Annotated in this window: 7 protein-coding genes; 6 read left to right on the forward strand and 1 reads right to left on the reverse strand. The window is 56.7% G+C overall.

What is annotated here, in order from left to right; genetic code table 11:
• Positions 1 to 218: 218 nt before the first annotated feature.
• Positions 219 to 1,109 carry an Hsp33 family molecular chaperone HslO gene (gene hslO / locus NW828_RS05285; protein ID WP_414382192.1) on the forward strand — a complete coding sequence of 297 codons (891 nt, stop codon included), beginning with the start codon at positions 219 to 221 and terminating at the stop codon, positions 1,107 to 1,109.
• Positions 1,110 to 1,161: 52 nt separating this feature from the next.
• Positions 1,162 to 2,166 carry a glycosyltransferase family 2 protein gene (locus NW828_RS05290; protein ID WP_414382178.1) on the forward strand — a complete coding sequence of 335 codons (1,005 nt, stop codon included), beginning with the start codon at positions 1,162 to 1,164 and terminating at the stop codon, positions 2,164 to 2,166.
• Here the strand turns inward: NW828_RS05290 and NW828_RS05295 are convergent.
• Complete coding sequence (locus NW828_RS05295; protein ID WP_414382181.1) at positions 2,158 to 3,285, reverse strand: YcjF family protein; 1,128 nt, start codon at positions 3,283 to 3,285, stop codon at positions 2,158 to 2,160. The genes NW828_RS05290 and NW828_RS05295 overlap by 9 nt on opposite strands.
• Before the next feature lie 422 nt (positions 3,286 to 3,707).
• Between NW828_RS05295 and NW828_RS05300 the strand changes: the two genes are divergently transcribed.
• The 4 genes from NW828_RS05300 to NW828_RS05315 all read left to right on the forward strand — a co-directional run bounded on the left by NW828_RS05300 (position 3,708) and on the right by NW828_RS05315 (position 6,447).
• Positions 3,708 to 4,259, forward strand: a complete 552-nt coding sequence (locus NW828_RS05300; protein ID WP_414343201.1) for a Dps family protein — start codon at positions 3,708 to 3,710, stop codon at positions 4,257 to 4,259.
• A 126-nt stretch (positions 4,260 to 4,385) separates the two neighbouring features.
• Positions 4,386 to 4,664: an Asr1405/Asl0597 family protein gene (locus tag NW828_RS05305; RefSeq protein ID WP_414382184.1), complete on the forward strand. Its 279-nt coding sequence runs from the start codon at positions 4,386 to 4,388 to the stop codon at positions 4,662 to 4,664.
• On the forward strand, positions 4,648 to 5,298 hold the full coding sequence (locus NW828_RS05310; RefSeq protein ID WP_414382186.1) for a (2Fe-2S) ferredoxin domain-containing protein: 651 nt from the start codon (positions 4,648 to 4,650) through the stop codon (positions 5,296 to 5,298). The genes NW828_RS05305 and NW828_RS05310 overlap by 17 nt, the downstream gene beginning before the upstream one ends.
• A 180-nt stretch (positions 5,299 to 5,478) precedes the next feature.
• Positions 5,479 to 6,447 (forward strand): Gfo/Idh/MocA family protein, encoded by a 969-nt coding sequence (locus tag NW828_RS05315; protein WP_238376973.1) that lies wholly within the window; start codon positions 5,479 to 5,481, stop codon positions 6,445 to 6,447.
• Positions 6,448 to 6,532 lie beyond the last annotated feature (85 nt).

Consider the following 6,532-nt stretch of genomic DNA (forward strand, 5'->3'; position numbering starts at 1 on the left):
GACAGTCCCATTCCCGCCCCGACAGGGCAGTTCCCTCCCCAAAGTCCGGCAAGAGAGGGGCTACAATCTCACTTAGACTCACTTAGAATGAAGGCTGAGTCGCCAGGGGATCCCTGCAGGCTTGGTTTAAGACATGCGTTGAGGTTGCGATGACGGATGCCTCTGGGTCAGAACGATTGAAGCGAGCGAAAGGTATTTCTGAGGGTACGCCCTCATCTCTGCCGGATCACCTCATCCGGGCCACGGCGGCAGAAGGCAAAATCCGAGTGGTGGGCTTGGTGGCCACCCAGGCGGTACAAGAGGCAAGGGAGCGGCACAAGCTCTCCTATGTGGCGACAGTGGCCTTGGGGCGGGCCATGAGCGCAGCCCTGTTGCTAGCGGCCAACCTGAAGCGGCGCCAGGCGCGGATTAACCTGCAACTGAAAGGAAATGGCCCCTTGGGCAACATCTGGGTGGATGCCGGCTTGGATGGCACGGTACGCGGGTATGTGAGCAACCCCGCCATTGAGCTTCCTCTCACTGCCGAGAGCAAGTTGGATGTGGGCCAAGCCGTTGGGCGCTATGGCTACCTCCATGTGCTGCGGGATCTGGGGTATGGCCAGCCCTACACCAGCGCGGTGGAGCTGGTTTCGGGAGAGGTGGGAGACGACATCACCTACTACCTCTCCTCCTCAGAGCAGATTCCCTCGGCAGTCCTTCTGGGAGTAAATCTCGACTCACAGCGGGTACGCGCCGCCGGCGGAGTGTTGTTGCAGCTGATGCCAGGGGCGCCGGCCAGTCTGATCCCAGAGATGGAAGCCCGTTTGGCCAAAGTGGAAGAATTTAGCCCGATGTTGGCTGGTGGCGGCGGCTTGCGGGAGCTGTTGCAAATCTGCCTGGGCGACTTGGATCTGAAAATTGCGCCGGAAATGCGCACCATCCGCTTCTACTGCAAGTGCAATTCCGACCGAGTGAAGGGGGCCCTGCGCATGCTGGGGCGGGACGAGTTGCTCGATATGATCCACACCGATAAGGGGGCAGAGGCAGTTTGCCACTTTTGCAACGAGGTTTATCGCATCTCGGAAGACGAGCTGCGCTCGATTGTGGCGGAGATGTCGGCCACCCCCTAATGGCAAAATGATGGCCAACTACGGGATCCTCATTGTTTTCTGACACCTCTCGATGTTGTCTGAGCCCCCGGTTGAGTTGGTTGAATTATCGGTTGTTGTCCCCTGCAAAAATGAGGCGGATAACCTGGAACACCTGTTTGAACGCCTGCAACTTACCTTGGAGCCGCTGGGGATCCCCTACGAGATTATCTGCGTCAACGATGGCAGCCAAGACAACACGCTGGAAAAGCTCATTGCCTTCCATCGTCGGGATCCCCGTATCAAAGTGGTGAACCTTTCCCGTTGCTATGGCAAGGAGATCGCCCTTACTGCCGGCCTCGATCACGCCTCTGGCAACGCTGTCGTTCCCATCGATGCCGACTTGCAAGATCCGCCGGAGCTGATCCCGGAGATGCTGCAGCAGTGGCGGCAGGGCTATCAGGTGGTTTATGCGGTGCGTCGCAGCCGCCGCGGGGAGAGCTGGCTAAAACGCTTTACAGCCAACGGCTTCTATTGGTTGATTGATCAACTCAGCCAGGTGCGGATCCCGCGCAATACGGGGGATTTTCGACTGCTGGATCGGCAGGTGGTGGAGGCAGTTAAACAGCTGCGAGAGCGCACCCGCTTTATGAAAGGGATCTTTGCCTGGGTGGGCTACCGGCAAACGGCCATTTTTTACGATCGCGCCCCCCGCTTTCGCGGCAAAACCCAGTGGAACTACTGGCGGCTGTGGAACCTAGCCATAGAAGGCATCACCTCTTTTAGCTCTTGGCCGTTGCGGGTGTGGAGCTACATAGGGTTGGCGATCTCGGTTCCAGCCTTTTTGTATGGCCTTTTTCTCATCATCCGCACCTTGCTCTTTGGCTCCGATGTACCTGGCTATGCCTCTTTAGCGGTGATGATCTTGTTTTTGGGCGGGATCCAGCTGATCAGCTTGGGCGTGATTGGCGAGTATTTAGGCCGCGTTTTTGAAGAAGTGAAAGGCCGCCCCCTCTACCTGGTCGATGGCACCTTTGGGTTTGAGACCCCACGACCTTCCCCTGCCCTAGATTCAGTACCTACGCAAAAGCTAGGATGAAAAGTCATCTTTCAGAGTTTTGGATCCCGAGGCAACATAACTTTGGTACTCGCGTATAAAGATATCTTTCATCTCTTCTGGAGATAGCTGGATCCCTTGGATTTTGGCGCGGGCGATGGCCTTCATCAGCTCGATATAGGCCAGGCCCAGAGAGAGAGTGAGGGTGGCTGCCGTAGTGGATTGGATAGCGCTGCCTACAATCCCCGGGCCGGGAATCATCTTCAGCAAGTTGGACACAATCGTTCGCCCGATTGCTGTTGTAATTGTAGTGCCTGCCAAAGCGGCTATCAAAGAGTAGTAAAAAGAAGGGGAAGCCTCGAAGCCAAAAATAAAGCTGATATTGGCAATCATGCCTGCTTGGGCTGTAACCAACAGAGGGGCATCTGCAAAGGGAAGGGGCACTGCCCCGATAAACGCTGCACTGGCCACATAGCCTGATACGTACTTAAAGGCAGCCTCGGCTTTGAGATCCACCCGCAGCAATTGCTGGCGGATAAAGGCAATGCGAGCCACTTCCGGCAAAAGCTCTAGCGTGCAGCCAATTAGGTGCTCCAGCCCGTGGGCAGGAATGGTAATTTGCCGGTTAATCGCCTTGTTGCGGGCCAAAACGGGAACAATGTAGCGGACAGGCAAATTTTGATGCTGCAAATACCGGAAAAACTCGCTCTCTTCAGGATTGGGATATTCCAAGCATTGGGTTAAGACCAAGATGACGGGAACGTCTTTGAGTTCCAACTCCTTTAGCCATTTGCGTTCAACTTCCTCCAACCGCTTCAGTTCGTGGTGGAGGCAGTACCAAACAACATGGATGTGATGTTCAGGATCCTTAAAGCGCAGCTCCTCGATAAGCTGGGAAACCTCCAGGCGAACTTGCTGATTCTGTTCACCGTCTAGTTCCATGCCAGGTGTATCGTAGATGGTGATTGGGCAACCTGGCTTGGAATACTGACGAATGTGGCGGGTGACGGGGCTGCCAACACCGGTACGGGCCAGCTCATCTCTAAACACTGCATTGATCAAGGTGCTCTTGCCCACCCCGCTTTTGCCAATGACCAGGATGTTGCAGTGGCCCAACTCTGTCTGCGCCTCTAGGAGGTCCTTCTGTAGTATCTGAGACACCGAATTCCAGAAAGACTTAAAGGCTTCTGGCTTCTCGAGAGATTCAGAAGCTTCTGGGATGCCTCGGGCACGGTCAACAATTTGGCGGGTTAGGTCAGTCAGTTTCTCTAAGAAGGATGGGCTTTTCTGAGACATGCTTCTTGCTTCTTCCCCTAAGGCCGATAGCCCCACAAAGGTAGTTCAGGGCGGATCCTACTGCCAAGTTTCTTCCGATACCGGAGACTGACCTAGCCAAGAGCCAATCTGTCTGCGCCCTGATCCCACTCCAAAGGGATCCGCAACAACGGGTTTATTGAGAGTTATTCACAAGAGCCATTTTCTGCACTATGCTAGATTTGGAGGCAAACACCCAGGGATCCCAGGCCCGTTGTGGCGGGCGCTCTAGGATTCACAGCTCCTTTTAACTTGTGCTGGAGAGTTTTATGTCCGAAACTTCAACCCTGCGCCAGTCTTTCAACAGCGTGCGCGACAATCCTGTCTTGCTTGGCACTGAGATAACCCAGCCGGTTTGCGAGGGGATGAACGCCCTGCTGGCCAGCTTCCAGGGGCTGTACTTGCAGTACCAGAAGCATCACTTCGTGGTAGAAGGCACTGAGTTCTATCCGCTGCACCAACTCTTCAAAGATCACTACGAGCAGGCGAGGGAGCATGTCCACGACCTGGGAGAACGCCTAGAAGGGCTGGGAGGTGTGCCGGTAGCCAGCTTTGCCACCTTGGCCCAGCTTTGCTGCTTTACCCCTGAGCCGGATGGAGCTTTTGGGGCGCGGCAAATGTTAATGAACGACCTGGCGGCAGAGCAGGCCATCATCGATCTGCTGCGGCGACAGGCAGCCCAGGCGGAGAGCCTTGGGGATCGGGCCACCCGCTACCTCTACGAGCAGATCCTGTTGAAGACAGAGGATCGCGCCTTCCATCTCCATCACTTCCTGGCCAACGATAGCCTGGTGTTTGGCTTGATGAACGGCAGAGCCTAGCCAGAAGGTCCACAGGTGGGCTTGAGCCTGCCTAGCTTCCGGCCTCTGGCTTTTTTTTGAAAGGCTATTGAGAATTTGTTTCATCTCTTCACTACTATTCTTTACTCTGAGGTGCTGATCCCGACCATGAACCCCGTCTTTCTGGACTCTGAGCGCGGTTATCTTTTGGATATTCCTCTGGGCGAGCGCTGGCGCATCGGTCGGCGGCTGATGGAATTGGGGATCCCGGCAGTTTGTACGGGAGATGGCCGTCTGCGGGTGGAGGTGAGTACTCCATTGGCTGTTCTACAGGTGCGCAGTGTGATCCGTCAGCACACAGCGCGGCGACAGGAGTTATTGGATGGCCTAGAGGTTTGTTGGCAGCTCAACACAGAGGCTGGGGGTCAAGATGAGCAAGTTCCCTAAGCAAGGAATCCCGTTTGAGTCGGAGGGCCAGTTTTTGGGATTTCTTCCCGATAAGGATGGCAAGCTCAAGTACCTGCGTTGGCAGGCTGGGGCTGACGTTTTTTCCGGCAAGATCCCCAAGTCTCTGCGCTCTGCCCTCTACCGCACCCTCAAACCTGGAGACACCGTGCAGATCTGTGGGGAGCGGGAGGTGGATCCGCACAAAGGGCGAGAGAAGTGGGTGCTTTACCGGGTGGTTCCCCTCGGAGAGAGGGCGGGGGGTTTGTCTTCGGCTTCTGGGGCTGAGGCAGCTTCCGAACCGGTTGCTCCAAACATCACAGATATCAAAGGAGATATCAAAGGTACAGACATCAAAGGTAAGGTGCTGGTCTGCCAGAAATCCGACTGTTATCGGCGTGGGGCCGGAGCGGTGATGCAAGCCCTGAACGCCCACTTGGCCGCCTACTCTGGTTCGATTTGCGTGCAGGGGGTGGGCTGCATGAAAGATTGCAAACGGGGCCCCCATGTGGTGTTTATGCCCGACAAGGCTCGTTATAGCGGCGTTTCCCCCCAGGGGATCCCGGCTTTGTTGGAGCGGCATTTTCCGCTTTCCTCGCCGCAACCCCAAGAGGTTGAAGCAGCAGCTTCTTCCTAACGCCCATGGGATCCCCACCGGCGAACAGCTCTGTGAGGTAGGCACAAAATCAAAGGGTGCAGCAGGAGTTTTCCGGCAAACCTAGGCGGAGCGAGATCCGGATTGCCGGGTGGTACAAAGGATCCCTCCTGTGTGATGCTACAGACAGAGGCAGGCTAGGGGAGGGAACAAACCTTGCGGGTGGGGATCATCGGCACCGGCTACGCAGCTCGCTCACGGGCCGAGGCCTTGCGCAAAGATGGGCAAGTGCAGATTGTCGCTGTTGCCGGTCGAGCTCCCGACCGGAGCGATGCTTTTGCCGCCGAGTTGGGGGCCGTCGCCTATTCGGACTGGTCTTCTCTGTTGGGCGAGCAGCGGCTGGATCTGGTTTTTGTCAGCACCATCAATCGGGATCATGCCGCCATTGCCCGTGCTGCTCTGGAGGCAGGGATCCACACCGTCGTGGAATATCCCCTCGCCCTCAGCGCTGCCGAAGCGCGTTCCTTGGTGCAATTGGCAGCCGAGCGGCAAGTGCTGCTGCACGTCGAACACATCGAGCTAATTAGCGGCGTTCACCGGTTGCTGAAACAAGAGCTGGAAGGGTTGGGCAAGCTGTTTGCCGTTCGCTACATCACTCTCACCGCCACCCACCCCGCCCCCGATCGCTGGACCTATCGGCCTGAGTTGTTTGGCTTCCCCCTCATGGGGGCCGTTTCTCGCATCCACCGCTTGGTGGACTTGTTGGGCAGGGTAGAACGGGTGAGCTGCCAACTGCGCTACGACGGGCCGGATCTGCCCCACCGCTACAGCAGTTGCTACTGCACAGCCCAGCTGAGTTTTGCCAGTGGGTTGCTGGCGGTGTTGACCTATGGCAAGGGAGATTCCCTGTGGTGCTCGCAGCGGCTACTGGAGTTCCACGGTCAACGGGGGGGCCTATTGATCAACGGCGAAGAGGCAACGTTGCTGCGGCCCGGCAGCGCCCACCCTCTAGAGACGGGATCCCGCCACGGCCTGTTCGAGCAAGACACCCGCATGGTGCTGGATCACCTGCGCCACGGCAGACCCCTCTATATCCATACTGAAAACATGCTCCACGCCCTGGCGGTGGCCGAGGCAGCCGAGCGATCTGCCCAAACCCAGCAGGTGGTTTGCGTTCAGGATTGGCCCTAAGGGAAGTCCCTGATACATTTACGCTGAACACTGCTGAACATCACTGTTCAACTATGCAGCGATAGCATTCTGTTTGTTTCCAAAC

It is taken from the genome of Synechococcus sp. W55.2 (assembly GCF_047461635.1).
Classification (GTDB): domain Bacteria; phylum Cyanobacteriota; class Cyanobacteriia; order Thermostichales; family Thermostichaceae; genus Thermostichus.

Excerpts from the sequence above, each read along its gene's own strand:
- NW828_RS05300 (WP_414343201.1), top strand. The coding sequence starts at position 3,708 with ATGTCCGAAACTTCAACCCTGCGCCAGTCTTTCAACAGCGTGCGCGAC.
- NW828_RS05305 (WP_414382184.1), top strand. The coding sequence starts at position 4,386 with ATGAACCCCGTCTTTCTGGACTCTGAGCGCGGTTATCTTTTGGATATT.
- NW828_RS05290 (WP_414382178.1), top strand. The coding sequence starts at position 1,162 with ATGTTGTCTGAGCCCCCGGTTGAGTTGGTTGAATTATCGGTTGTTGTC.
- NW828_RS05310 (WP_414382186.1), top strand. The coding sequence starts at position 4,648 with ATGAGCAAGTTCCCTAAGCAAGGAATCCCGTTTGAGTCGGAGGGCCAG.